General features: G+C 60.3%; 20 protein-coding genes and 1 pseudogene. 6 read left to right on the top strand and 15 right to left on the bottom strand.

The window, feature by feature from the left end:
• Positions 1–241 precede the first annotated feature (241 nt).
• The 4 genes from GSQ93_RS01755 to GSQ93_RS01740 all read right to left on the bottom strand — a co-directional run bounded on the left by GSQ93_RS01755 (position 242) and on the right by GSQ93_RS01740 (position 4,083).
• Positions 242–862, bottom strand: a complete 621-nt coding sequence (locus GSQ93_RS01755; protein ID WP_158933975.1) for a class I SAM-dependent methyltransferase — start codon at positions 860–862, stop codon at positions 242–244.
• On the bottom strand, positions 859–1,635 hold the full coding sequence (locus GSQ93_RS01750) for a PIG-L deacetylase family protein (protein ID WP_174254568.1): 777 nt from the start codon (positions 1,633–1,635) through the stop codon (positions 859–861). The genes GSQ93_RS01755 and GSQ93_RS01750 overlap by 4 nt, the downstream gene beginning before the upstream one ends.
• A complete protein-coding gene (locus GSQ93_RS01745) occupies positions 1,623–2,666 on the bottom strand; it encodes an acyl-CoA dehydrogenase (protein ID WP_367889725.1) in 1,044 nt (347 codons plus the stop codon). Before GSQ93_RS01745 ends, GSQ93_RS01750 begins: the two co-directional genes overlap by 13 nt.
• A gap of 397 nt (positions 2,667–3,063) precedes the next feature.
• A complete protein-coding gene (locus GSQ93_RS01740) occupies positions 3,064–4,083 on the bottom strand; it encodes a bile acid:sodium symporter family protein (protein ID WP_158933972.1) in 1,020 nt (339 codons plus the stop codon).
• A gap of 522 nt (positions 4,084–4,605) precedes the next feature.
• Here GSQ93_RS01740 and GSQ93_RS37900 point away from each other — a divergent pair.
• Both GSQ93_RS37900 and GSQ93_RS01730 read left to right on the top strand, forming a co-directional pair.
• Positions 4,606–5,061: a hypothetical protein gene (locus GSQ93_RS37900; protein ID WP_254073711.1), complete on the top strand. Its 456-nt coding sequence runs from the start codon at positions 4,606–4,608 to the stop codon at positions 5,059–5,061.
• A 928-nt stretch (positions 5,062–5,989) separates the two neighbouring features.
• On the top strand, positions 5,990–7,012 hold the full coding sequence (locus GSQ93_RS01730; RefSeq protein ID WP_254073727.1) for a porin: 1,023 nt from the start codon (positions 5,990–5,992) through the stop codon (positions 7,010–7,012).
• A gap of 149 nt (positions 7,013–7,161) precedes the next feature.
• On the opposite strand, the gene GSQ93_RS01725 is transcribed toward GSQ93_RS01730, so the two are convergent.
• Positions 7,162–8,127, bottom strand: coding sequence for a nitronate monooxygenase family protein (locus GSQ93_RS01725; RefSeq protein ID WP_158933970.1), 966 nt, complete (start codon positions 8,125–8,127; stop codon positions 7,162–7,164).
• A 292-nt stretch (positions 8,128–8,419) separates the two neighbouring features.
• Between GSQ93_RS01725 and GSQ93_RS01720 the strand changes: the two genes are divergently transcribed.
• Complete coding sequence (locus GSQ93_RS01720) at positions 8,420–9,313, top strand: alpha/beta fold hydrolase (protein ID WP_158934150.1); 894 nt, start codon at positions 8,420–8,422, stop codon at positions 9,311–9,313.
• A gap of 210 nt (positions 9,314–9,523) precedes the next feature.
• Here GSQ93_RS01720 and GSQ93_RS01715 read toward each other — a convergent pair whose 3' ends face one another.
• From GSQ93_RS01715 to GSQ93_RS01695, 5 genes are read right to left on the bottom strand one after another with little or no spacing between them, the layout of a single operon-like run.
• Entirely contained in the window at positions 9,524–10,441 is a 918-nt protein-coding gene (locus GSQ93_RS01715; RefSeq protein WP_158933969.1) for an MBL fold metallo-hydrolase, read from the bottom strand.
• Entirely contained in the window at positions 10,438–10,995 is a 558-nt protein-coding gene (locus tag GSQ93_RS01710; protein WP_158934149.1) for a DUF1289 domain-containing protein, read from the bottom strand. Before GSQ93_RS01710 ends, GSQ93_RS01715 begins: the two co-directional genes overlap by 4 nt.
• Positions 10,996–11,036: 41 nt before the next feature.
• Entirely contained in the window at positions 11,037–11,537 is a 501-nt protein-coding gene (locus GSQ93_RS01705) for a YbaK/EbsC family protein (protein ID WP_158933968.1), read from the bottom strand.
• A gap of 30 nt (positions 11,538–11,567) precedes the next feature.
• Positions 11,568–12,491, bottom strand: coding sequence for a hydroxymethylglutaryl-CoA lyase (locus GSQ93_RS01700; protein WP_158933967.1), 924 nt, complete (start codon positions 12,489–12,491; stop codon positions 11,568–11,570).
• Between the two features lie 47 nt (positions 12,492–12,538).
• Positions 12,539–13,480 (bottom strand): glyoxylate/hydroxypyruvate reductase A, encoded by a 942-nt coding sequence (locus GSQ93_RS01695; protein WP_158933966.1) that lies wholly within the window; start codon positions 13,478–13,480, stop codon positions 12,539–12,541.
• A 254-nt stretch (positions 13,481–13,734) separates the two neighbouring features.
• On the opposite strand from GSQ93_RS01695, the gene GSQ93_RS01690 reads away from it, so the two are divergent.
• The 3 genes and pseudogenes from GSQ93_RS01690 (at position 13,735) to GSQ93_RS01680 (ending at position 17,365) form a co-directional block, all read left to right on the top strand.
• Complete coding sequence (locus GSQ93_RS01690) at positions 13,735–14,355, top strand: alpha/beta hydrolase (RefSeq protein WP_158933965.1); 621 nt, start codon at positions 13,735–13,737, stop codon at positions 14,353–14,355.
• Between the two features lie 147 nt (positions 14,356–14,502).
• Positions 14,503–15,447 (top strand): annotated as a pseudogene (locus GSQ93_RS01685) (sulfate ABC transporter substrate-binding protein); the annotation flags it as partial.
• Positions 15,448–15,841: 394 nt separating this feature from the next.
• Positions 15,842–17,365 carry a Fic family protein gene (locus GSQ93_RS01680; protein ID WP_158933963.1) on the top strand — a complete coding sequence of 508 codons (1,524 nt, stop codon included), beginning with the start codon at positions 15,842–15,844 and terminating at the stop codon, positions 17,363–17,365.
• Between the two features lie 209 nt (positions 17,366–17,574).
• On the opposite strand, the gene bioB is transcribed toward GSQ93_RS01680, so the two are convergent.
• From bioB to GSQ93_RS01655, 5 genes are all read right to left on the bottom strand, one after another.
• Positions 17,575–18,636 carry a biotin synthase BioB gene (gene bioB, locus GSQ93_RS01675; protein WP_158933962.1) on the bottom strand — a complete coding sequence of 354 codons (1,062 nt, stop codon included), beginning with the start codon at positions 18,634–18,636 and terminating at the stop codon, positions 17,575–17,577.
• A gap of 35 nt (positions 18,637–18,671) precedes the next feature.
• On the bottom strand, positions 18,672–19,397 hold the full coding sequence (bioD, locus tag GSQ93_RS01670) for a dethiobiotin synthase (RefSeq protein WP_158933961.1): 726 nt from the start codon (positions 19,395–19,397) through the stop codon (positions 18,672–18,674).
• Complete coding sequence (bioF, locus tag GSQ93_RS01665; RefSeq protein WP_158933960.1) at positions 19,394–20,614, bottom strand: 8-amino-7-oxononanoate synthase; 1,221 nt, start codon at positions 20,612–20,614, stop codon at positions 19,394–19,396. Before bioF ends, bioD begins: the two co-directional genes overlap by 4 nt.
• The gene (bioA, locus tag GSQ93_RS01660; protein ID WP_367889724.1) at positions 20,611–21,972 is read right to left on the bottom strand and encodes an adenosylmethionine--8-amino-7-oxononanoate transaminase; all 1,362 of its coding nucleotides are present in this window, start codon (positions 21,970–21,972) and stop codon (positions 20,611–20,613) included. Before bioA ends, bioF begins: the two co-directional genes overlap by 4 nt.
• 66 nt (positions 21,973–22,038) lie before the next feature.
• Positions 22,039–22,824, bottom strand: coding sequence for an enoyl-CoA hydratase/isomerase family protein (locus GSQ93_RS01655; RefSeq protein WP_158934148.1), 786 nt, complete (start codon positions 22,822–22,824; stop codon positions 22,039–22,041).
• Positions 22,825–23,328: the final 504 nt, after the last annotated feature.

The following is a 23,328-nucleotide window of genomic DNA, read 5'->3' as shown; positions in this document are numbered from 1 at the left end:
TTATCGGCGCTGAGGCGTTGTACGCACGTCTTGTGTTTACTAACGACGCCCGGTTCGCACGAGTTTGGCGATTGTATAGTAAACCATCGCGAAAACTGACCCGCAGATTCTAAGAGAAAACCCGTAAGCTGTTTGCTGATATGGCTTTCAGTTGCCTTTATTGTTTAGTCAATGCGATGAGAAAATTCCACTAAACACGCGTTGGCGAGCATTGGAGCACCTAGCCGCAGGGCGCTTACCATTAGCGCGCTTCCCGCTGATGGACGGATTTCTCATTCGATGACCATACGTCGAGCACCATGTCGTCGTCCTGATAGCGGGACAATCGCGGTAGCGCGAGATTTGCGCAAAGCACTTGATGTACATGATCACCTGAATGCGGCCATCCCTCGATTGACCGCCGCCAATGGCAGGCGAGCAGCGTTCCGCCCGGGGCAAGCGAAACGCTCAGCTTCGTGATGAGGCTGGCGAGTTGCGCCTCAGTCAGGTAATACGCCACCTCGCTGATTACGATCAGGTCGAACTCGCCATCCGGCCAGTCGTCAGGCATGACGCGCTGCTCGACCTGAACGTGCTGAAGATGCGCGACTCGCTGGCGCGCAAGGTCGACTGCGGCCGGATTCAAATCTGCCGCGAGCAGCGTTTCGCATCGAGCGGCAAGTTCGACGGTCAGTTCGCCGCTCGCGCAACCGGGTTCATATGCGCGACGGTAACGTTCGTCAGGGAGGGCGGCTAGCGTTAACGCGCGCTTGCGCCGCTCGTACCAGCGGTCGCGAAGTAACCACGGGTCGTCGCTGCGTTGATAAAGACCGGCGAAATAGTCTTGTGCGTTCGGCCCCTGCGTGCTCGGGTCCTGTGTCATATCAGCACGACCTCATAGGGCCGGGTGAGACGTTCGAGTACATGGTCGGGCAGGATGGGTGCGCGGCCCGTGGAGTCGTCGGCTTCGATCTGGCTCCGAAACGCCTGGACCGCGTGAACCTTGCGGGCAAGCGTGGCCGCATCCAGCACGATGCGGCGCGCTCGGCTCCACGGCACGCGGGAATCCTCCGGCGTCGCCCAATGCCAGGTCCACACGGGGACTTCAACAAACGGCAGGTCGAGCGCATCAGCCACCGTGGTCACCGCCCGCCCGACTGACTCGTGGTCGGGATGACCATCGAAACGCCAGGTTCCAAACACGATGTCGCCCGGTTCGAGAAGCGTTTCCAGCGCTTCCGTCAGTTCCGACTCGAACGTTTCTCCGCCGCCGTCCGGAAGATGCAGTCGCATCAGCGCGACATGTCTCATGCGCAGACGTTGTAGCGCGTCGTGCGTTTCTTGCGGACGGGTTTCGGCGAGCCTCGCCGTGGGCCATTCCGGCGAATCAGGATGGCTCGCAGTGCCGTCCGTCACGGCGATGATCAGCACCTTGCGGCCCAGATCGGACAGTTGCGCCAGCAGGCCGCCCGTGCCCAGAACCTCGTCGTCCGGATGCGGCGAAACAATCACGGCGCGCGCGCCGGGCGGCACGAGGATCGCCGGATCGACTTCAGGCAGGCTCGAGAGCAGCCCGGACTTTTGCCAAGTTGCTTCCGGCGTGCCATTCCCCTCGATGGCGCGATCGTTTGCCGGGTGAGTTACTACAGGTTCCATGTGCCGCATTCCCCATTGATAAGTCGTTCGGCAAGCGCGGCTTCATCGCGTTCGGCATGGCTCTGACGGATAAAGACGGGTAGGTCGGCCATCAGGCTGGCGAAATGGCGGTTGCGGCAGAGCGGTCCGGCGCCCAGCGCACGGCCGGCGCGCTCGACGACATCAATCGCCGCCCGTTCCGCGGCCAGGCGGACTCGAAAGGCGTCAGGCATTGCGTCGGCTTGCGGCTCGCGGTCAATCCGTGCGGCCGCTTCGCGCAGCAGGCTGGCTGTGCCGCAGAGCGCCGTGTCAATAGCCCCCAGATGGGCAAGCTTGTAGGGGTCGGCTCGGCGCGCGGCATCCTGTTTGACGAATTCTCCGATTGCCGCCGCCGCCCCGAACCAGCATGCCGCGATCCCGCCGCCGCCGTGCCAGAAGCCTGCTCGTTCCAGATAGGCGCGCGGTGCGCCGATGCGGGTGGCTTCAACGTGATCGAAATGGACGTCCACGCTCGCGCTCGCTGACATACCGACAGCCATCCAGCCATCACGCGTGACGCGCACGCCCGGCTGACGGAGATCGACTGCGGCGAGGATCGGTTGGTCCCGTTCGTTCCAAGCTGTGACAAGGGCATGGGTTATTGAGGCTGCTCCGGAACACCAGGCCTTCGTACCGTGCAACGTGACATTGGGCGTGTCAGACGCCGCGGTCGCGGCGAGGCGTGCCGAGGGCGGTTCTGCTGCCCAAACGCCCCACGCCTGACCGCTTTCAGGGACATCTGCTTCTCCTAGTTCAGCCATGATGGCGAGTGCGTCCGTATGGCCTTCGAACAGCTTGACCAGCGCGAGATCGCACGCCGCGACCGCCGCCAGCGTTCGCCAGCGCTCGATCGTTGCGCCATGCCCGGGGAGTGGCAGCCGGTCAAAGCCGGCATCGATCATGGAGTGAAGCGCCCGAGCAGTATCCGTGTCCGAGCCGCGCTCGAAGCGGAGTTCGTGCAAAAACGAACCGAGAAGGGATTGACTCGCGGCTCCGTCAGTCATTGCTTGCATGGTGGTCATTCCTAACCGCTTGAGTGGATGAAGTCACGCATGTCGTTGTTCGTTGCCTGGTGCCATCAACAGCTTATGGACACAAGTGTGGCAAGGCACATGCCCGATCACCAGTCCGCCAGACGGCATAGGAGGTGTGAGGAGACGAAACGCGTTTGCTGCCGGCTCCCAACGAGCTGCCGGTGGGCTCCCAATATCAAGTCATAGGCCATCGGGCCGAATCGACTGATCGCCTGAATGGGTTCCAAATAGCAAAAAAGCCGCACAGGGCGGCTTCATGCTTGGTTAAGTTGGGACGGGAGAGTCAGTCATGCAACGTGTTTTCGCACTATTGCCAGTGGCGGCAGCGGCGCGGCGCTTACTAGCGGCGCTAATGAGGCTAATAGAGCGAATAGAACTAACGGACTTGCGCGCGGGCGCCTTCTTCTGCCTGTGGCGCTTGCTCGCCGGACGTGTCGCGGGCTCCCCAGCGTTGCGCCAGCACAGCGCACGTCATCAACTGGATCTGGTGAAAAAGCATCAACGGCAGCACGACCGCGCCCACTGCATGCGAGGCAAAAATCACCTTCGCCATGGGAATCCCCGAGGCGAGGCTCTTCTTCGAACCGCAAAAAATGATTGTGATCTGATCTGCCCGGTTAAAGCCCAACCGCTTGCTGGCAAACGCCGTCACACCGAGCGCGAGTGCGAGCAGCACCACGTTCACTACAACCAGTCCACCGAGCGTTTGCAGGGAAATGGTGTGCCAGATGCCCTCGTTCACCGCTTCACTGAACGCGACGTACACAACCAGCAGGATCGAACCCTGATCGACGAAACGCAGGACGCTGCGATTCTTGTCGAGCCATTTGCTGATCACTGGCCGCAGCAATTGCCCGGCAATAAACGGCACGAGCAGTTGCAGCACGATATTGCCGACCGTATGCCAGGCGGAGCCGGCATGGCCGCTGCCGTCCGTCACAACGAGACCAACCAGCGCGGGCGTGATGAAAATGCCAAGCAGGCTCGACGCCGAGGCGGCACAAACCGCAGCCGGCACATTGCCCTTGGCAATGGATGTGAAGGCAATAGACGACTGCACGGTGGACGGCAGCGTGCACAGGAACAGGATGCCCATATACAGCGCGGGCGTGACGAGCGGCGTGAGTACGGGTTTCAGCGCCAGGCCCAGCAGCGGAAACAGCGCGAACGTGCTGAGCAGTACAACGATGTGCAGACGCCAGTGCGTCATGCCTGACACGATCGCTTCGCGGGAGAGCTTCGCGCCGTGCAGGAAAAACAGCAGTCCGACGGCTATGTTGGTCAGCCAGTTGAAGCCAACCGCCGCAGCGCCACGGCAGGGCAGCAGGCTGGCAAGGATCACCGTGCCTACGAGTGCGAGAGTGAAGTTATCGGGGAGAAACTTGGGGCGGGTCATCGGGGATTCGCATGTTCATGAAAGTGCATGACGACTTCCGGCGATCACATTTCGTGCCTTCAAAAAGGCGAACGGATACGCGCGAAATCATCGCGACCGCTATTTTGAGCGCATACCGATTCAAGATGCAAATTCATTTAAGTGATCTATTAATTCTGTAAGCGCATGAATGACCTGTTTTGAGCACGTGACGCGGGCGCATATAGCGCTGCTGCGAACCAGTTGCGGACCACTGGCTAGCAACCGGAATCAGGCCGATTTGATAAGAAGGAAGTACCACAATCCATCTCGAAAAGAGCCAAAAAACAGTGAAGTAACATGGTGTTACAACCCTCAGGAAGGCCTAACACTTTTTGGCTCGACTCCAGTCGCGCAGCACAATAAATTGAATGACAGACCGGTCGGCAGGCGCGTTAGGAAACGCGGGCCTGATGTTCCGACAATTGACCGGTCGGCGATGCTGGCGGATCTCCATTTTCTGCTAGCGCGCTCGAACAGAGTCGGACATCTTGCAGTATCGACATGTTGCTCACCCGATTTCGACCTATCGCTCGCTTGATCCTCGCCGCTGCTGCCGGTTTGGTTGCGGCGTCGACATTGTGTGCGTCGCTCGCTTTCGCTGGCGGTAACAACGGCGGGATGTTCAACCACGGCGACCACGGCGGCATGTTCAACCGCAACGGCGGTCAGGTTCAAGAGCCGTGGAGGGCCGCGAACCGGCATGCGATGCGAGTGGATGACGTCGAGCGTGGTGCCCAGTCATTCCGCTACCAACGCGTCGCGGCCGGCTCTGGCCTGACGCCGATTAGCGCGGAAGTGCGTGGTGGGCCGCGCGCTGATCAGGCTGCGCAATTGCGCACCGGCGGATCGATCCGCGCCGACATCGCACGTTATAACGAGGAGCGCAGCGGCCCGCGTCCATCAGGCCGTCAGGCCGATGACCCGCGCTCGCCCGCGAACGCCGCGTACCGGAATTGATCGCTGAAGCGAAGGGGCGCGTGGGATAGGCCGTGATCCGGGGGGGCGCGGCCGACCGAGGTCGTGGGCGATCTTACGACGTCTAGTCTTATTGCGAACCGAACCGCCCCGCCTGCAGAGCGTCGCGAGCCAGCACTCGTTTAGGTCTTACGCGAACCAAATCGCGCTGCCTGCGACGCTGAACGAACGAGCGCCCGGTTAACTTGCTCCTTACATAACAAAGCAACGCTGCACACCTTCCATCTCCGCCGCGCATTGCTCGCACGCCAGTCCCAAAGCGAATCCCCAACTCAATTCCAAAGCGCAAGGTCAAAACCGTAAGTTCGAAAGCGGGCTGACCCGTCGCAGTTGACGCGCCCCAGTTGACGCGTCAAATCCGACTCGCCACAACTTGCTTGCGAGTGCAAAACAAAAAACAATTCCCCCGTCTATGGCAAGCGTCGCAATGACGTAATCCCGCCACAGTCTGATCGCCAGAAGCCCTTCTTCATTCCTCTCAAAATTAGTCGCATTAACAATGCGTCCGACTGACGTTTCTGATCGCATTTTTATTGTTGCCGGAATGCAGATTGCCCGGGTGCACCGTGGCATATAGCATCGCGGGCTATCCACTTGCATGCCGGCTCCTCCTTCAAGCGTCCTTTTCGCATCGCGTTACATCGGCCGATAAAAGTTCGTCGCGCGCAATGTATTGAAACCGCTATAGACAGCATAAGGAAAGTTATTTTTGTCCAGAAAAATGATCCGTAAAGATGGTCCCGCCCTAAGCCATCTACATGCATAGCGGACATTTATAAGAACAGTCCGATAAAGCGAGGCGATACCCCTCGCCGAATCCCGTTTTAACGTTAATACGACAGGAGAGTCCATGAAGCCACCCGTGAACCGCGTGCTTAAGGCCGCGGCCAAGGCTACCGTTACTGCCGGCATGTTCGGCTTGCTTGCCGCCAGTTCCGCTCAAGCGCAATCGAGCGTCCAGTTGTACGGACAGGTCGACGAATGGGTGGGAGCCACTAAATTCCCGGGCAGCCCTACGGCCTGGAACGTGGGCGGCGGCGGTATGTCGACGTCATACTGGGGCATGAAAGGCAGCGAAGATCTGGGCGGCGGTTATAAGGCGATCTTCACGTTGGAAAGTTTCTTTCGCGCGCAGAACGGTAATTACGGCCGCTTCCAGGGTGATACATTTTTCGCGCGCAATTCGTATGTGGGTATCGAGTCGCCGTACGGTACGGTCACTGCCGGCCGGCTGACCACGCAGCTTTTTGTATCGACGATTCTGTTTAACCCGTTTATCGATTCGTACACGTTCTCGCCGATGGTTTATCACGTGTTCCTCGGGCAGAGCACGTTCCCGACGTACACGACGGACCAGGGTGTTGTCGGCGATTCGGGTTGGGACAATTCCGTTCAGTACACCACACCTGATTTCAGCGGTTTGTCGGGTAGCGCGATGTACAGCTTCGGCAATCAGGCCGGACAAAACGGCGCCAAGAAATACAGCGCGCAATTCCTGTATTTCCATGGCCCGTTTGCGGCGACGGGCGTGTATCAGTACGTGAATTTCAGCTCAACGCCGGGTGACCTGACGTCGTTCGTGGCCGGTTACAAGAGCCAGAGCGTTGGCCAGTTGGGCGCGTCGTATGACATGAAATTTGTGAAGTTCTTTGCGCAGTACATGTACACGCACAATGACATCGATCCAGGTTCGTTCCACGTGAACACGGGTCAGGGCGGCGTGACCATTCCGGTCGGCGTGGGTTCTGTGATGGCGTCGTATGCGTATTCGCGCAGCAATGGCGGGCTCGACCAGACGCACAAGAGCTGGGCGCTCGGATACGACTATCCGCTGTCGAAGCGCACCGACGTCTACGCTGCGTACCTGAACGACAAGTACACGAGCATGTCGAGCGGCGATACGTACGGCGTAGGCATTCGCACGAAGTTCTGAGCGAAGCCACCGGGCGTTATGCGCTGGCGCCCGGCAACGCAAAACGCCGCCCCTGAAGCCAAGGGCGGCGTTTTTGTTGACAGGCGCGCAAGTGATTTAAAGAGATTCGCGAGCCAGCCGCTTATTGGACTGTTTGCGAAGCGAGTGCTTTATCGCGAAATACCCAAGCGCGTTTTTGCATCGTTGTATTCGTGCTTGAGCCGCGACACGAGTTCCGCCACCGTCGGGACGTCGTCCATTAGGCCGACGCCTTGTCCCGCGCCCCAGATTTCTTTCCACGCTTTGGCTTTGATCGCGGAGTCGCCGAAATTCATCGCTGCTTTATCCGATGCCGGCAGCGCGTCCGGATCGAGTCCCGCATTGAGAATGCTCTGACGAATGTAGTTGCCGTGCACGCCGGTGAAGAGGTTCGTATAAATGATGTCGGCAGCCTTCGACCCCACGATCGCAGTCTTGTAGTCTTCCAGCGCATGCGCCTCGCGCGTGGCAATAAAACGTGTGCCGATATACGCGAAATCCGCCCCCATGGCTTGCGCGGCGAGAATCGAGCCGCCGTTGGCAATGGCCCCCGACAACGCGATCGGGCCATCGAAAATACGCCGTACTTCACCCACCAGTGCAAAAGGCGAAGTCATACCCGCGTGTCCGCCGGCGCCGGCTGCAACCAGGATCAGGCCATCGACGCCCGCTTCCAGCGCCTTCTCGGCGTGCCGCAGGTTGATCACATCGTGCAATACGATGCCGCCGTAGCTGTGCACGGCGTCGATCATCTCCTTGACCGGCGCGCGCAGGCTGGTAATGAAGATGGGCACGCGATGTTCCACGCACACTCGCACGTCCGCCTCAAGCCGCGCGTTCGAGTGATGCACGATCTGGTTCACGGCAATCGGACCAACCGGTGCGCCCGGATTCGCCGCCTTATGCGCCTCGATTCCTTCGCCGATCTGCGTGAGCCATTCGTTGAGCAGCTCGGCCGGTCGCGCGTTCAGCGCAGGAAACGAGCCGACGATCCCCGCCTTGCATTGCGCGAGCACGAGCTCCGGATAGCTGACGATAAACATGGGTGAAGCGATGACGGGCAGCGCGAGGTGTTGCAGAGCGGCGGGGAGTGCCATGACACGAGTCTCCTGATTGAATGTGAAAGCCGGCGATGCGCGCATCCATCTGACGTGGGATCACAATAACTGCGCATGGCGATTGCTGCCGGACCTGGGCGTTGGGCAAAGCTCAAGCGCATGCGCTACAAACATGCGAACGACCGTTCGATTATAGGCGAATCTTCCGATGCGCGATCATCAGGAACATTGGAAGAAGTCTTCAGCTTCTACGAAAGCGGCTGCCAGCAAGCAGTTTAGTATCGTCGAGGACGCCTACAATGCTTTTCCCGTCACGCTGAATATTCACGCCATGCCGTTCGAAGACTACGAGCCGTTCACCTTCGATGCCGCGGGCGTCGAACTCTTCGGCATGAAGGGCGGTAATGGGCCGCCGCTTCTGCTGCTTCACGGCCACCCGCAGACACATGAAATCTGGCATCGGCTGGCGGGCCTCCTGGCGCAGCATTTCACCGTGATCGCGACCGATCTGCGCGGTTACGGCGCATCGGCGAAACCGCCCAGCGACGCGCAGCACACAACCTATTCGAAACGCGCAATGGCCGCCGATCAGGTCGCGGTCATGCGGCATTTCGGCTTTGAGCACTTCATGGTCTGCGCGCATGATCGCGGCGCGCGGGTGGCGCATCGGATGGCGCTGGATTTTCCGCAGGCGGTCGATCGCCTGATGCTGCTCGACATCGCGCCGACGCTCGCCATGTATGAGGCCACCGATCGCGCCTTCGCGACCGCTTATTTTCATTGGTTCTTCCTGATCCAGCCCGAGCCGCTGCCGGAATTGCTGATTGGTGCCAATCCGGACGCGTATGTCGAGCGTGTGATGGGCAGCCGTCACGCGGGTCTCGCGCCGTTTGCACCGCATGCGTTACAGGCATATCGCGACGCGTTGCGTCAGCCGGGCGCGGTGCATGCAATGTGCGAGGATTACCGGGCGTCGGCGAGCATCGATCTCGAGCATGATCGCGCGGATATTGAATGCGGCAACAGGCTCGCGTGTCCGCTGCGGGTGCTGTGGGGGCAGGAGGGCGTGATCGAACAGTGCTTCGAGCCGTTGACCGAATGGCGTCGTGTCGCGCGCGATGTCAGTGGCCGGGCGTTGCCTTCGGGCCACTATATTCCGGAGGAAGTCCCCGACGAATTGCTGGCAGAAATGCTCGCGTTTTTTGAGGCGACCGAGGCCGCATAAGGGCGCGCCGCGTGCGCGTCATGGCGCGTTTAGCCGCCTGTTATAAGTTTGTAGGGAAAGCACCGATGCATCTCAAAAACAGGCGCGCTACGATGCAGTCGGCGCTGATCACGTCAACAAAATTCCGCCGCTTGGGCTTGGCCGTTCGACGATAAATCGATAGCTGACAAGCGGCTTTCTTTTTGGCCGTTTGGTGTCATGCCTCTGCGTTCAGACAACGCTCACTGTCTCGCCTTCCATCCTCAGCACGCCGCTTGCCGCCAGTTCGGCGAGATACTTGTGCACTAATCCCGGTCGATCATCGGAGAGCAGAGCCGCGGCGGCGCGCATGGCCCCGGCTTTCTCTACGAGTGGCAATAACTCGCTGACCGGCATCGAGCGCAACTCCATCAGCTTGAACACGATCAGCACCTTCAGCGCATTCTTCGCGTTGCGCACGGGATCGGCACGCAGATAATCGATTCGTGAGAACGCTATATCCAATGCCTTCGATACATCGGTGAACGGCGCGCCATGGCCGGGAATCACCGCCCGCACGTCCAGCGTGGCGATCAGGTCGAGCACCGCGCGTTGTTCCGCGAAACCGCTCTCGCCTTCCAGTTCGGGAAAGATCACGCCAAAGCCGTTTTCCCATAGCGCGTCGGCGCTGATCAGCAGCCGTTCTTCGGCGCAATACAACATCAGCGAATGCGGATCGTGTCCGGGCGCGCCGAGCACCGACCAGTCGAGGCCGCCGAGTTCGAGCGTCGCTCCCGGCGCGATCGTGCCGGTGAAACCGAAACGATCGCAGGTCTGCCCGGTCGCGCGGAACGTGAGCCGGTCTTCGTCCCATTCACGCACGGCATCGGCTTCCGTTTGTGGAATCAGCGTCTCGCAGACGAAGTTGGATTGCAGCAGCGCATTGCCGCCGCAATGGTCCGAATGCAGATGCGTGTTCACAATCAGATCGAGCGTGCGTTCATTACGTTCACTAGCAAGCGCTTGCCGCACGAGTGCCAGCGTCTGCGGTGCGTGCGTGGCGTAGCCGGAATCGACTAGCGCGGTGCGGGCATCGTCTATAAAGAACACGTTATTCGACGACAGCCAGCCGCGCTCAAACACCCGCATCGATGCCGGTAACGTGATCATGCACTCGGTCCCTTCGGCATCACGACGATAGTCGCGCTCGCCTTGACCACGATCTCGCCGTGCTGGTTCAGCGCCAGGCCTTCCAGCTTCACGAGATCGCCGTTCAGGCTTGATTTCCAGTGCGCTTCGATGACTTGCCAGCTCATCGCGAGCACGTCGTTCGCCTTGACTGCCCGCACGAGCTTGATGCCGAATTTAAGGCCGAGCGGCTGGGCGTAGACGGAGAAATGCGTCGCGAGCATCGCCATCAAATGCGCCGTCGGTTGCGTGCCGGATGCGATCAGCGAACCGAAGCGGCTGGCTTCGGCGTAGGTATCGTCGTGATGCAGCGGGTTGTGATCGTTGACCAGCGTGGCGAACGACTTGATGGAATCGGGCGGCAACGCCAGCGTGGCCGTGAAGCGCTCGCCGATACGCACCACACGCGGCCCTTTTTTCCGCGCTTCCACCTGCGCCAGAATTACCGCCCGTTGCGGATCGTCAAACGAAGACCAGCCCGCAATTTCGTCGATCGTACGAAAACAGCCGTCGCAAAGTCCTGTGCATGGATTCATCCTGCATACATCGATACACGGCGATGCCACGGCCTCAGTCATCACGCCGTCTCGCGCAACGCGACATCGGCGACCGGCGCACCCGTCAGCGCGACCAGTTCCTGCGGCGTCAGGTTGAACACCGCGTGCGGATGACCGGCGGCGGCCCACAGGCTGTCGAGCGCGAGCAGGTCTTCATCGATCAGCGTCAGCGGCGTGGTTGCATGGCCGATCGGACATACACCGCCGATTGCGTAGCCAGTTTTCTCGCGGACGAATTTGGCGTCGGCGCGGGCGAGTTCGCCGACCCGTTCAGCCACTTTCTTCTCGTCCACACGGTTCACGCCGCTGGCAATCACGAGCACCGGCGCGTCGTCTTTCTTGCGGCGGAACAGAATCGATTTGGCGATTTGCGCGACCGAACAACCAAGCCCGGCCGCCGCTTCAGCCGATGTCTTGCCGGTTTCGGCAAGCATCACGACGGGGCTGGCGTGCCCGCGCTCCTGCAGCAGCAGCGCTACGCGGCGAGCGGATTCGGGCAGGGCGTCGAGTGTTTCGTTCATCGTGTTTTTATCCAAAAAATATGCCGATCATCAAACGCAGGCCGCTACGCCGTCGCGCTTTTTCGCGAGCAACGCGCGTCCCACTCGCGACGCGCTCGGCTTGCCGATCGCCCGCGAAATGAAATCGCCGATCTCCACGAGCTGATCGAGATCGATGCCCGTATCAATACCGAGTCCGTTCAGCAGGAAGATCACGTCCTCGGTCGCGACGTTGCCGGTCGCCCCTTTCGCGTACGGACAACCGCCGAGGCCCGCCACGGAGGCGTGGAAAATCTCGATGCCTTCCTGCAGCGACGCGTAGATATTCGCGACCGCCTGACCATAGGTATCGTGGAAATGGCCGGAGAGCCGTTCGCGTGGAAATACCTTCGATACCGCCGCCATCACCTCGCGCGTGCGGCCCGCGGTGCCGACGCCGATCGTGTCGGCGATATCGATTTCATCGCAGCCGAGCGCCTTCATGCGCTGCACGACATCGACGACAGCATCGACCGGCACGTCGCCTTGATACGGACAACCCAGCGCGCACGAAATGCTGCCGCGCACGCGCAAGCCCGCTTCTTTCGCCGCCTTCGCGACGGGTTCGAAGCGCGCGATGCTTTCCGCGATGCTGCAATTGATGTTCTTCTGCGAGAACGCTTCGCTGGCCGCGCCGAAGATCACGATCTCATCGACTTTCGCGTCCAGCGCGGCTTCGAAGCCACGCAGATTCGGCGTGAGCGCCGAGTAAATAGTGCCCGGACGCCGCTCGATGCCGGCCATCACGGCGGCGCCGTCGGCCATTTGCGGCACCCATTTGGGCGAGACGAACGACGCCGATTCGACGTTCTGCAAACCGGCGTTTGCCAGCCGGTTCACCAGTTCGATCTTGATGTCGCTCGCGACGAATTCCTTCTCGTTCTGCAGGCCGTCACGCGGCCCCACTTCGACAATTTTTACCTTGGCGGGTAGCATGCCTGTCTCCTTTGAATACGTGTCTGTCTTCGTCTGCGTTGGCGGTTTTAGTACCCGCGTTTCACATCGACTATGCCGGATATCGGCTCGCCGCGCGTGAGCGCCTTGATCTTGTTCACGATCTGCTCCGTGCTTTCCTCGCGCAGCGTTTCGGCGGCAATATGCGGCGTGATCGTGAGGCGCGGCGTGGTCCAGAACGGATGATGGTCCGGCAGCGGTTCGGTGTGGAATACATCGAGTGTTGCGGCGGCGATCTGACCGGTTTGCATGGCGTGAAGCAGGTCGTCGTCGACCAGATGCCCACCGCGCGCGATGTTGACGAGATACGCGCCCGGTGCAAGCCGTTCGAACGTGCGCCGGTTCAAGATGCCTTCGGTATCCGGCGTATGGGGCAGCAGGTTGATGAGTACTCTCGTGCCATCGAGGAACGCGTCGAATTGATCGTCGCCAGCGAACGTCTTGACGCCTTCGACTTCCCGCTTGGTGCGGCTGAAACCGCGTATCGGCATGCCGAACGGCACCAGCGCCTGCGCAACTCGTGCGCCGAGAACGCCCATGCCCAGCACGCCGACCGTAAAGTCCTTGAGCGCAAAGGGCGGTAGTTTTTGCCAGCGATGCTCGCGCTGAAGCGCATCGTATTCGTCCAGGCGACGCAGATAACGCAGCACCGAGTGTGCTGCGTATTCGACCATCTGATGGCCCATGCCGCTGTCTTCCAGGCGCACGAGCAGCGCGTTTGGAGGCAGCGTGCCGGGAAGCTTCCGCTCGATATCGAGAATTGCATCGACACCCGCGCCCAGATTGAACACCGCCTTCAGATCCGGCCGGTTCGCGAACAACTCCGGCGGCGCGCGCCAGACGATTGCATAGTCGGCGGGAGCGTTGTCGCCGGGTTGCCACAGGCGTACATCGGCGCCGGGAAGCGCGCGGGCCAGATCGTCGAGCCAGAGCGAGGCCTCGGTGTGGTGCTCGTAGAGGATGATCTTCATCGAAGGTTCGTATTCACGGGGGAAGGGCGCGCGGATTGAGCGTTGAATTGTTTCCGAAATTAAGCCTATTTTACGGATTTGCCGTGATTTCGCCGTGGTTTCGCCGATTCGCACGCGTAGCGCCGTGCACCACGCCACTTATTTCGCCCGATCGCCGCCGATAACCAAATGACGAAAACTTGGTTCGCGCCGATGCGCTTACACAGCAGAATTGTTCCTCACCATGCTGGCTACAAGCTGGCAGCGAGGTTCACATGAGTTCATGCAGCACATCCGCCTGGCCGCCGCGGCTCGTTACCGTACCGGGTTTGCACGGCAGCGAGGGCACGCATTGGCAAACGTGGCTGGAGCGGCAATTGCCGAAATCACGACGCGTTGAGCAGGACGACTGGGACGCGCCTCAACTCGATGCGTGGGCGCAATCCGTCGCGGATACGGTGGCGAGCGTTCGCGGCCCCGTCATTCTTGCCGCGCATAGTTTCGGTTGCCTCGCGGCCGCGCACGCGATCGCACAAGGGCTGACCGGCGACGCCGTCGCCGGCGTGCTGTTTGTCGCGCCCGCCAGCCCGGACAAGTTCCGGTTCGCCGGCGCGTTCGAGCCGCGTCGTCTCGGCGTGCCATCGGTGCTGATTGCGAGCATGACTGATCCGTGGATGCCCTTCGACCAGGCGATGCGCCTCGCGAGCCAGCTTGGCAGTGCGTTCGTGAATCTCGGTGATGCCGGGCACATCAACACCGCGGCGGGTTTCGGTCCGTGGCCGCGCGCAAAATATTTCGTCGATACCCTGATTCATTGCGCGGCCCCGGCGCATTTCGCGGAGCAACCTGATGTGTTCGACCGCTTGGAGCACATTGAACAGGTGGCCTATGGATGAGGTGTCCGATGCATTCCAGCCCCGGCTTTTCGATAGAATCGCCGCTTCGCAGCGGTTTTCACTATTCGAATAATCGGGGGATGTATGGCGGGTTTGAAGCATTGGGCAGCAATCGCGGGGCTGAGTTTCGCTGCGTTCACACCGTTCGCGCACGCCGATACGGCGTTGCTCAACGTCTCTTATGACGTCACGCGCGAGTTGTACAAGGACATCGATACCGCGTTTATCGCTGACTATAAGCAGAAGACCGGCCAGACGCTTTCCGTGCGTCAGTCGCATGGGGCGTCGAGTGCGCAGGCTTTGTCGGTGATGCAGGGTCTGCAGGCTGACGTGGTGACGATGAACCAGCCGAACGACATCGACTTGCTGGTCGAGCGCGGCGGCCTTGTGCCAGCCAACTGGCGCACGCTTTTGCCGAATAACGCGGTGCCGTACACCACCACCATGGTGTTTCTGGTGCGCCATGGGAACCCGAAAAACATCAAGGACTGGAGCGATCTCGCGCGTCCCGGCGTGCAGGTCGTGATTGCGAATCCGAAGACATCGGGCAACGGGCGTTACGCGTATCTGGCGGCGTGGGGTTACAAGAAGCAGCAGGGCGCCACCGATGAACAGGCGCAAGCGTTCGAGAAAGCCATCTTCAAGAACGTGCCGGTGCTGGATACGGGCGGTCGCGGCGCAACGACGACGTTCACGCAACGTGGTATTGGCGACGTGCTCGTGACGTTTGAAAACGAAGTCGCGTTGATGAACGCGGGCGCATCGGCAAAGGATTTCGATGCGGTGTATCCATCGGTGAGTTTGCTAGCCGAACCGCCGGTCGCGGTGGTTGCGAAGGTTGTGGACAAGCGCGGGACGCGCAAGGAGGCGCAGGCGTACCTGGATTATTTGTGGACGCCGGCGGCGCAGGAAATCATCGCGCAACATCATCTGCGGCCGCGTAACGCCGAGGTGCTGGCCAAGCACGCAAGCGAATTCAAGCCGATCAAGACGTTCACGGTGGAGCAGGTCTTCGGTAACTGGCAGAAAGCGCAGCAAACCCATTTCTCCGATGGCGGCACGTTCGATCAGGTGATTGTGGATAAGAACTGAGGGAGCGTGCGCCGGGTGATACCAATAAGGTATTGCCCTCTTTCTTCAGCTGCTGGCACTCGGACGTAGTCACGTTTGCGGCTAGCACCATCAGACGATAGGCGTAGGCAATACATTCATCTCGCTGGATCAGCCGTCGCGGCAACAAGCACAATTGATTCTTTCGATGCTACGCGACAAAACAGTCGGTTTTGGAGGCGCTACGCGACATTTTTCCCGATTGTTGGACTTCTTCTTCGCTGGAAAGCGACATTTCTTTGTTGACGTAAGAAATACGTAGACCGCTATTTTTCGCTGCTACGCGACAAATAAGCCAGTTTCGGAGACGCTACGCGACAAAATGAAACGTTTGGTCTGTAAGATGTGACGTTAAACGACAAACCGTTCCGCTCCCATGTCCGCCACGATCACCAACAAGACCGCTACCGTCATATCTGCGACAGAGGACATTATTTTCCTGTCGCGCCTTACCCCCGCTGCGCGGCGCAAGGTGCAACGCAGCGCATCTGCTGGAGAGCTGACCCGCGTGTTTAAAGGCGTGTATGTCAGCAATGAGGGCGGCCAGGTCGAAGTAGAGCGGCGAGTGCGTGCGCAATGGGTGAATATCGGCGGCATGCTTATTCCAGGGGGTGTTGTCTCGCATATCAGTGCCTTCCACGGCCAGCCGCAAGATCATGTCTGGACGGTCTCGCATCCAAGCCTCGTGCGTAAAAGACTCGAATTGCCCGGACTCACTTTCCAGCTCATCGAGGGGCCCGGGCCGTTGCCAGGAGATATGCCTCTCAGTCAGAGCGGACTCCACTGGGCGAGCCAGCCGCGGATGCTGCTTGAAAACCTTGGACGCAAGGCGCCGCGTCGCGTGGGTCAGGTGCAGGTAGAGAAGTGGCTAGTTGAGCGCTTGAACGCATCAGGAGAGAGGTTTCTCAACGAGTTGCGTGACAAGGCTGCGTCGCTGGCGGAGCCACTTGGCATGAACGAGGCACTTGCAACGTTGCGCAGCATGATTGGCGAACTTATGGGGACACACGAGAAGGGCGAACTGAAGACGACTGACGGAATTCTCGTGTCGAAAGGCAAACCGGTCGACCGGGAGCGTATGGAGCGCTTCAACTTGCTCGCCGCTTACCTGCGTGGGGCTGCTCTGCCCCGCATCGAAGACGCTGTCCCGGCTGGCGTCGCACGGCATAACCGGGCATTCATCGAGTCGTATTTTTCGAACTACGTAGAAGGCACGAAATTCTCTATTGAGGAAGCGCGCGACATTGTCATTAACAACAAGGTCGTGACGACGCGGCCAAAGGACTCGCACGACGTTCTCGGTGTATATCAGTTGGCGGTCGAAGCGCCGTACCGGCACAACCCTCCGGTATCAGGAGAAGAGTTTCTGCCCGCGTTACTGGAGTGGCACGCAAAAATGCTGCATGCGCGCCCTGAAGCCAGCCCTGGAAATATTAAGACGCAGACGAACTACGCCGGTACAACGCAGTTCGTGCACCCTGCGCAGGTACGGGGAACCTTCGAAGAAGGTTCGCGCATCGCTCTCAGCGTTCCGGAGGGACTAGCTCGTGCTGTTTTCTACATGTTTCTGGTTGCGGAAATTCATCCGTTCGTCGACGGCAATGGGCGGATCTCGCGTCTCGTGATGAATGCCGAACTCTCGCGCACAGGCTTGCACCGAATCATCGTGCCCACTCTGTTCCATCCGCAATTCGTCGATTGTCTGCGCAAGCTCACTCAAGAAAATGAGCCCATCGACTTTGTCCGGAGCCTGGCCAAAATGGCGCGCTGGTGTGCGCAGTTTGACTATAGCGACCTGGACATGGTCATTGAGAATCTGAAGAAGACCCATGCGATGGAGGAATCTCCGGCGCGTTTTCAACTGCATAACATTGACGGAACTCGTACGCTTGCGGAGTGACTTTGTCAGCGGCTGACTGTGCATGTAAGCGCCGGTGAACCGGAGGCCAATAGTGCTTGACTGGTGAGCCTAAGGGCGGCTCCAGTTAGGTAGTGTTATGACGAGCACAAGCGGGCGCAATCAAAAAATCCCCCAGGATCTAACGATCGTGGGGGATTCTGAACATCAACAGCGTTTCACCGTGCCATCACGGCAAAACGACCTGCCGATCACTGCACCTGCGCGTGCCCGCACTTCACGTCACAAGCCTCGGCCGCTTGCATCTGCTGCGACGCTTCCGCGCGCATCCCCAAACGCTCCAGCAATTTCCGGTCGGCTTCAGCTTGCGGATTGCTCGTCGTCAGCAACTGGTCGCCGTAGAAAATCGAGTTCGCGCCAGCGAGGAAACACAGCGCCTGCAGCGCTTCATCCATCTGCTCGCGTCCCGCCGATAACCGCACCATCGCCTTCGGCATCGTGATCCGCGCAACCGCGATCGTGCGCACGAATTCAAACGGATCGAGCGGAGCGGTGCCCGTCAGCGGCGTGCCTTCCACCTGCACCAAATTGTTGATAGGCACTGATTCCGGATACGGCTCCATGTTCGCCAGTTGCGTGATCAGCCCAGCCCGTTCACGCCGCGTTTCGCCCATGCCGACAATCCCGCCGCAACACACGTTGATGCCGGCATCGCGGACGTGTTCGAGCGTATCCAGACGATCCTGATACGTGCGCGTCGAGATGATCTGGCCGTAGAACTCCGGCGATGTATCGAGGTTATGGTTGTAGTAATCCAGGCCCGCGTCGCGCAGACGCGTTGCCTGATGCGCTTCCAGCATGCCGAGCGTCACGCAGGTTTCGAGGCCCATGGCCTTCACGCCGCGAATCATGTCGGCGATCGGCTCAAGATGCTGGTCCTTCGGATTGCGCCACGCCGCGCCCATGCAAAAACGCGTCGCGCCGTTTGACTTGGCGATTTCAGCGGCCTTGAGGACTTCATCGACGGCCATCAGTTTGTCGGCCTTCAACCCCGTATCGTGATGCGATGACTGCGGGCAATAGGCGCAATCTTCAGGGCAACCGCCGGTCTTGATCGACAACAGCGTGGAGAGCTGAACCGTGTTGGCATCGAAGTGTTCGCGATGCACAGCCTGCGCGCGAAACATCAAGTCGTTGAACGGCAGGTCGTAAAGCGCGACGATATCCGCCACGCGCCAGCGAGCCAGCGATTGCGGAGCAGCGGGTTGAGCGGCGGGTTGAGTCGTCTTGTCGGTGGATTGCGCTTGCGTCATGGGAGGATCCTTTTCGTTTTGCAGATAACGATGAATTACTGGCCCGCGCCGGCTGAACGAAGCGTGTCCAGCAGCAGGGAGGTATCTATATAAGTCGTAGCCGCGCGAGCGTCCGGCGGCGTGAGGCGGGGAATCGTGCCGAGCAGCGGGGCGTTGTATTGACTGTCCAGCCGCAGCCGGATCGCTTCGATATTTTCAGCAGGAAACAGCATGGCGGGATCGATCTGGTTAGCCACCCAGCCCACCAGATACAGCCCCCGCGCCGCTATAGCCTCAGCGCTCAGCAACGCGTGGCTGATGCACCCAAGCCGCATGCCGACCACCAGCACGACTGGCAGGTTCAACGCGAACGCGAGGTCGGCGGTATCGTGGACATCGGTGAGCGGCACGCGGAATCCGCCCACGCCTTCCACCACGACCACGTCCGCTTGCTGCACGGCGAACTGGTGCGCTTCCACGATCCGCGCAATATCCAGCGACACGTTTTCGCGCGCTGCCGCGATGTGCGGCGCGGCGGCTTCTTTCAGCAGGAACGGCGTGCGTATCGATGGCGGCAGCGCGACGTTCGCGGCGGCATCGAGTTGATCGGCGTCTTCGTTGTGCCATTCGCCGTCGCGTTCGAACGCGCCCGCCGCGATGGGTTTCATCGCGGCGGCGCGCAAGCCGAGTGCGGCGAAGCCATGCAGCAAAGCAGCCGATACCAGCGTCTTGCCGATCTCGGTATCGGTGCCGGTGACGAAGAGTGAGAGTGGCGCGGTCATGATCGATTGCTCAAGGTTTGCAGTGCATCGTCGAGCTTCGCGAGGTCGTCGTGACTATGCGCGGCTGAAAGCGAAATGCGCAAGCGCGATGTCCCCGCCGGAACCGTTGGCGGCCGGATCGCGGGCACCCACATGCGGTATTCATCGAGTGCAGCGGCGAGCGTCAGCGTCTCTTCATTGCCGCCGATAATCAACGGTTGAACCGCTGTATGAGAGTCTACGGGTGACCATCGCGTGCGCTTCAGGATGGCGCGCGTACTGTCGATCAGCGTAGCGAGATGCGCACGTCTTGCGTCGCCTTCCTGTCCGCCGATAATCTTCAAACTCGCCGATACCGCATGCGCCACGGCCGGCGCCGATGCCGTCGTAAAGATGTACGGCCGCGCGCGCTGCACGAACCATTCGATCACCGTCTCGTGCGCGATCACGAACGCGCCGGACACACCCGCTGCCTTGCCCAACGTGCCAACGTACACGAGATGCGGCGAGCGCAACGCGGCCTCAGCCAGCGCGCCGCGGCCTTGCGGACCGAGCACGCCGAAGCCGTGCGCATCGTCGACAACGAGCCACGCGCCGTGACGCTCCGCCAGTTCGAGCAACGCGCCAAGCGGGGCGATATCGCCGTCCATGCTGAACACGGAATCCGTCACGATGATCTTGGTGCCGCCTTGATTCGCCGACGCTTCAAGCATGGCGTCGAGCGCTTGTGCGTCGGCGTGAGGATAGATGCGAATTTCCGCACGCGACAAGCGCGCGCCATCGATCAACGATGCATGGTTCAACGCATCGCAGAACATCAGCGTGTCGCGACCGCCTGACGTACCAACAGCACTTAGCGTAGTCAGTGTCGCCAGATTCGCCATATATCCCGTGCTGAAGTACAGCGCGCGTGCCTGGTCGACGAAACCACCTGAGAACGCCGCGAGGTCATCTTCAAGCTTCGCATGCGCGCGCGAATGGCCGCCGAGCAGATGCGATCCGCCGCTGCCCGCGCCGTACTTTCGTGCGCCTTCCGCCAGTGCTTCGCGCAAGGTTTCATGCGCTGCGAGCCCGAGATAATCGTTGCTTGCAAAGCCGATGATTTCGCGCCCGTCCACCGTCATGTGAGCGGCACAGGCGCTGTCGGCGATACGTCGGCGACGACGCAATCCGTTGCGCTCGATATCGGCGAGCCCTTGTTTCAGCGACTCGAAAAGTGCAGGCGATGTGTTGCTCATGCGGCCTCCGATAACGTGGCGTCGAAGACAGTGCGCGTGCGTTCGGCGAGCAGCGCGAGTTCGTCGTCGCTGAGAATATACGGCGGCATCAGATAGACGGTCTTGCCAATCGGTCGCAATAATAGCTCGTGTTTCAAGGCATGTTCGAAGAAACGCCGCGAGAATGAGCGTGCTTGAGCGGGGTCTTCAATGATCGCATCGAAGGCGAAGATCGTGCCGCGCTCGCGCAGATTGCTGACGTCTGGATGATCCGCAAGCGGGCTCAGCGCAGCGCGCAACACGGACGATTTGCGTCGATTCTCTTCAAGCACATTCGCGCTTTCGAATAGATCAAGCGTTGCCAGCGCGGCGCGACAAGCAAGCGGATTGCCCGTGTACGAATGCGAGTGCAGGAAGCCGCGTGTCATGTCGTCATCGTAGAACGCGGCGTAGATTTCATCGCGTGTCAGCACGATGGATAGCGGCAGATACCCGCCGCTGATTCCCTTCGATAAACACAAGAAATCCGGCCAGATCGCAGCCTGTTCGCATGCGAAGAACGTGCCGCTACGACCACACCCGACAGCAATTTCATCGGCGATGAGATGGACGCCGTAGTCATCGCAAAGCGTACGCAGGCCCTTCAAATACGAAGGATCGTGCATCGCCATGCCGGCGGCGCACTGCACGAGCGGCTCCACGATCACGGCTGCGAGCTGCGAGGCCTTCGCGTCGAACAGCGTTTTCATATCGGCGAGCGCGCGTTGGGCGACATCGCGCGCTGTCTCGCCTTCGCCAGCCTGGCGAGCATCCGGCGATGTCACCACATGCGCATGGCGAATCAGCGGATCGTAGGCGTCCTTGAACAATGCGACATCGGTTACGCCGAGTGCGCCGATGGTCTCGCCGTGATAGCTGTTCGCGAGGCACACGAATTCGCGCTTATCCGCGCGGCCGCTGTTGCGCCAGAAGTGGAAGCTCATCTTCAACGCGATTTCGACTGCCGACGCGCCGTCAGAAGCGAAGAACGCATGGCCCAGCGTCTGCTGCGTCAGCGCGTGCAGACGCTCGGCGAGCAGGACGGCGGGCTCGTGCGTGCAACCGGCGAGCATCGCGTGTTCGAGCGTGTCGAGCTGGTCTTTCAGCGCTGCATTGATGTGAGGATTCGCGTGACCAAAGAGGTTGACCCACCACGAGCTGATGGCATCGAGATAGCGATGGCCGTCGTGGTCGTAGAGCCACGCGCCCTTGCCGCGAGCGATGGGCACGAGCGGCGTGCGCTCGTGATGTTTCATTTGCGTACACGGATGCCATACGGCGCGTAGCGAGCGTGCGACCCAGTCATCGGGTGCAGGCTTTGGCTGGTTGTTCAGGTTCAAAACGACTCCAGGGGAGCGGCCAATCATGGGCTCGGTCGAGCACTCAGGCAGCGCTCCCGATTACATTCAGGCAAGCCACGACGGCTTGCTCTTTTCCAGAAAACTGCGCACGCCTTCGCGCCCTTCTTCCGAGGCGCGAATGCGTGCGATACGGTCGGCGGTGTCCGAGATCAGCGTTTCATTGATCTCTTTGTCCGCCAGATCGACCACGAGTTGTTTGCACTCGCGCACGGCGTTCGGGCTATTGGCGACGATCGCGGCTGCGACTGCATCGACGGTGGCTTCCAGCGCGTCTGCTGCAACGACCTGATGCACGAGGCCGATGCGCAGTGCTTCGGCGGCATCGAAGCGTTCGGCGGTCACGAAGTATCGATGCGATGCGCGCGCGCCGATTGCCCGGATCACGTACGGCGCGATGGTGGCGGGCATCAGCCCGAGCTTCGCTTCAGACAAGCAGAAGTGCGCTGATTCCGCGCAGATTGCTATGTCCGCGACGGCCACAAGGCCCATGCCGCCTGCATACGCGTCGCCTTGGACCTGGGCGATCACGGGTTTGTTGCAGGCGTAAATGGTGTTGAGCATGGTGGCGAGGCCGAGAGCATCGGCGCGATTTTCTGCGTCCGAGTACGTAGCCATGCGTTTCATCCAGTTGAGGTCGGCGCCTGCGCAGAATGCGGGGCCGTTTGCGGCGAGGACGATGACGCGAATGGCGGAGTCGTCGGCGAGCGCACGGAAAGCTGCGGTCAGTTCGACGATAGTGGCTTCGTCGAAGGCGTTGCGGACCTCGGGGCGATCGAGCGTGACGTGTGCTACGAAGCCGTCGACGGAGACTTTCAGGCGCTGCAGGTTCATTGCATCGGTCATGGGGGTTTCTCGATGTGCGCGACTGGGTGTTTCGCTGAGCACCAATTATCTCTAAATTCGTCGCGGGATTCGATTCTGGGATGCCGGAGAACCTAAAGCGGCGCGTGGGGTGCCAGGGTCGATTGCGTGGCGACGTTGCTAACTTCGCTTATCGTGGAGAGTCTTGGAGGGGTATGGCGGCTATTTCGCGCAAAAGCGGGGCCAAAGGTTTTTTGTTTGCGTGCAGGGGGCGGGGCGTGATGGCGCAACGGTACGTGATTGGAGATTGGTTGTCCGCGGATAGCGCGGGGTGAACCGTAGCCAGGTTCAATCACTGGTGGCGAAGCGTGTCAGAACCCGGGTTCGGAGAAAGAGGGTTTCACACATCCGTGGCTCTGGCGAGCACCGTGCTTTTGGGGCACCTATGAATGGGAACTGCACGCTGTGGACACTTAGGGTAGTGCGGTTAAAAGCGTTTTCTTTGCTTCGTTTCTTTGTCGCTTTGGACAAAGA

It is taken from the genome of Burkholderia sp. S171, from assembly GCF_009766085.1.
In the GTDB taxonomy this organism is placed as follows: domain Bacteria; phylum Pseudomonadota; class Gammaproteobacteria; order Burkholderiales; family Burkholderiaceae; genus Caballeronia.
Note: the sequence above shows the minus strand (reverse complement) of the source record. Positions and strands in the feature narration are given on the sequence as shown.

Excerpts from the sequence above, each read along its gene's own strand:
- GSQ93_RS01755 (WP_158933975.1), bottom strand. The coding sequence starts at position 862 with ATGACACAGGACCCGAGCACGCAGGGGCCGAACGCACAAGACTATTTC.
- GSQ93_RS01750 (WP_174254568.1), bottom strand. The coding sequence starts at position 1,635 with ATGGAACCTGTAGTAACTCACCCGGCAAACGATCGCGCCATCGAGGGG.
- GSQ93_RS01745 (WP_367889725.1), bottom strand. The coding sequence starts at position 2,666 with ATGCAAGCAATGACTGACGGAGCCGCGAGTCAATCCCTTCTCGGTTCG.
- GSQ93_RS01740 (WP_158933972.1), bottom strand. The coding sequence starts at position 4,083 with ATGACCCGCCCCAAGTTTCTCCCCGATAACTTCACTCTCGCACTCGTA.
- GSQ93_RS37900 (WP_254073711.1), top strand. The coding sequence starts at position 4,606 with ATGTTGCTCACCCGATTTCGACCTATCGCTCGCTTGATCCTCGCCGCT.
- GSQ93_RS01730 (WP_254073727.1), top strand. The coding sequence starts at position 5,990 with ATGTTCGGCTTGCTTGCCGCCAGTTCCGCTCAAGCGCAATCGAGCGTC.
- GSQ93_RS01725 (WP_158933970.1), bottom strand. The coding sequence starts at position 8,127 with ATGGCACTCCCCGCCGCTCTGCAACACCTCGCGCTGCCCGTCATCGCT.
- GSQ93_RS01720 (WP_158934150.1), top strand. The coding sequence starts at position 8,420 with ATGCCGTTCGAAGACTACGAGCCGTTCACCTTCGATGCCGCGGGCGTC.
- GSQ93_RS01715 (WP_158933969.1), bottom strand. The coding sequence starts at position 10,441 with ATGATCACGTTACCGGCATCGATGCGGGTGTTTGAGCGCGGCTGGCTG.
- GSQ93_RS01710 (WP_158934149.1), bottom strand. The coding sequence starts at position 10,995 with ATGAATCCATGCACAGGACTTTGCGACGGCTGTTTTCGTACGATCGAC.
- GSQ93_RS01705 (WP_158933968.1), bottom strand. The coding sequence starts at position 11,537 with ATGAACGAAACACTCGACGCCCTGCCCGAATCCGCTCGCCGCGTAGCG.
- GSQ93_RS01700 (WP_158933967.1), bottom strand. The coding sequence starts at position 12,491 with ATGCTACCCGCCAAGGTAAAAATTGTCGAAGTGGGGCCGCGTGACGGC.
- GSQ93_RS01695 (WP_158933966.1), bottom strand. The coding sequence starts at position 13,480 with ATGAAGATCATCCTCTACGAGCACCACACCGAGGCCTCGCTCTGGCTC.
- GSQ93_RS01690 (WP_158933965.1), top strand. The coding sequence starts at position 13,735 with ATGAGTTCATGCAGCACATCCGCCTGGCCGCCGCGGCTCGTTACCGTA.
- GSQ93_RS01680 (WP_158933963.1), top strand. The coding sequence starts at position 15,842 with ATGTCCGCCACGATCACCAACAAGACCGCTACCGTCATATCTGCGACA.
- bioB (WP_158933962.1), bottom strand. The coding sequence starts at position 18,636 with ATGACGCAAGCGCAATCCACCGACAAGACGACTCAACCCGCCGCTCAA.
- bioD (WP_158933961.1), bottom strand. The coding sequence starts at position 19,397 with ATGACCGCGCCACTCTCACTCTTCGTCACCGGCACCGATACCGAGATC.
- bioF (WP_158933960.1), bottom strand. The coding sequence starts at position 20,614 with ATGAGCAACACATCGCCTGCACTTTTCGAGTCGCTGAAACAAGGGCTC.
- GSQ93_RS01655 (WP_158934148.1), bottom strand. The coding sequence starts at position 22,824 with ATGAACCTGCAGCGCCTGAAAGTCTCCGTCGACGGCTTCGTAGCACAC.